The 1,100-nt window shown below is 71.0% G+C and carries 2 protein-coding genes; both read right to left on the bottom strand.

Annotated features, from left to right (window positions below; all coding sequences use genetic code 11):
• The coding region (locus LQV45_RS34830; RefSeq protein WP_230012508.1) for an FAD-dependent oxidoreductase at positions 1–651 on the bottom strand (651 nt) is incomplete at its 3' end.
• Between the two features lie 12 nt (positions 652–663).
• Positions 664–1,100 (bottom strand): class I SAM-dependent methyltransferase (locus tag LQV45_RS34825; RefSeq protein WP_230012506.1); only part of this gene is annotated, 437 nt, incomplete at its 5' end.

Raw genomic sequence — 1,100 nt, 5'->3', positions numbered from 1 at the left:
GGGCAGGAGCTTGCCGTCGCGGCCGGGAAGCTCGAGCCAGCCTTCCATCCAGTCGTCGTCGTGCCGCGGCGAGGTGAAGTAGGTCCGCACGGCCACGCCGAGCGGCCGGTCGTCGCGCTTGCCGATGCCCAGTGAGACGGCGGTGCGCGTCGAGTTCCCGTCGGCGGCGAGGACGACGTCGGCGCTGAAGTCGCGCGTCTCGCCGGTCTTGCGCCCGGAGTTGTCCAGCAGTGCTGCGCGCACGCCGGTGACCCGGCCATCCTCGGAGCGCAGCGCCTCGGTGACGCTGTGGCGTTCCAGCACGACGGCGCCCGCGGACTGGGCATGCCGGGCGAGCTGTTCGTCGAAGCCGAGCCGGGTCCGGATCAGCCCGTACTGCGGGAAGTCGGCAACCTCCGGCCAGGGCAGTTCGATCGTGCGGCCGCCGGCGATCAGGCGCAGGCCCTTGTTCCGCCGCCAGCCGTCGGCTTCGGGGTGGGCGAGTCCCAGCTTCTGGATCTCGCGGACCGCGCGCGGGGTGAGTCCGTCGCCGCAGACTTTCTCGCGGGGAAAGCTGGTTTTCTCCAGCACCGTGACGTCAATGCCGGCTTTGGCAAGGTAGTAGGCGGCGGTGGATCCGGCCGGGCCCGCCCCGACGATCAGTACATTCACAGCAGGGATCGGCTATCGGCCGGGCCGGGTGATGTTGCGGCGCAGCTTGGCCACGGGTCCGGTGTGGGCGGCCAGCGCCGCAGCGCCGGCGGCAGGGCCGTTCGAGGGGTCTGCCGGTTTCTGGGCCCGGTGCACGGCGACGATGCCGCCGCTGAGGTTGCGGTACGTGACGGATTCCCAGCCGGCCTCCTGCAGCCAGGCCGCAAGGTGGTCCTGGTCCGGCCAGGCGCGGATGGACTCGGCGAGGTAGACGTAGGCGTCGGGGTTGGAAGAGGCCTTGACGGCGATGGCCGGCAGGGCCCGCATGAGGTATTCGGTGTACATGGTGCGCCACAGCGGCACCACGGGCTGGGAGAACTCCGCAATGACCAGCCGGCCGCCGGGCTTGGTGACCCGCAGCATCTCGGCCAGGGCCTTCTTCGGCTCGTTGACGTTGCGCAGGCCAAAGG

It is taken from the genome of Microbacterium sp. Bi128 (assembly GCF_918698205.1).
Note: the sequence above shows the minus strand (reverse complement) of the source record. Positions and strands in the feature narration are given on the sequence as shown.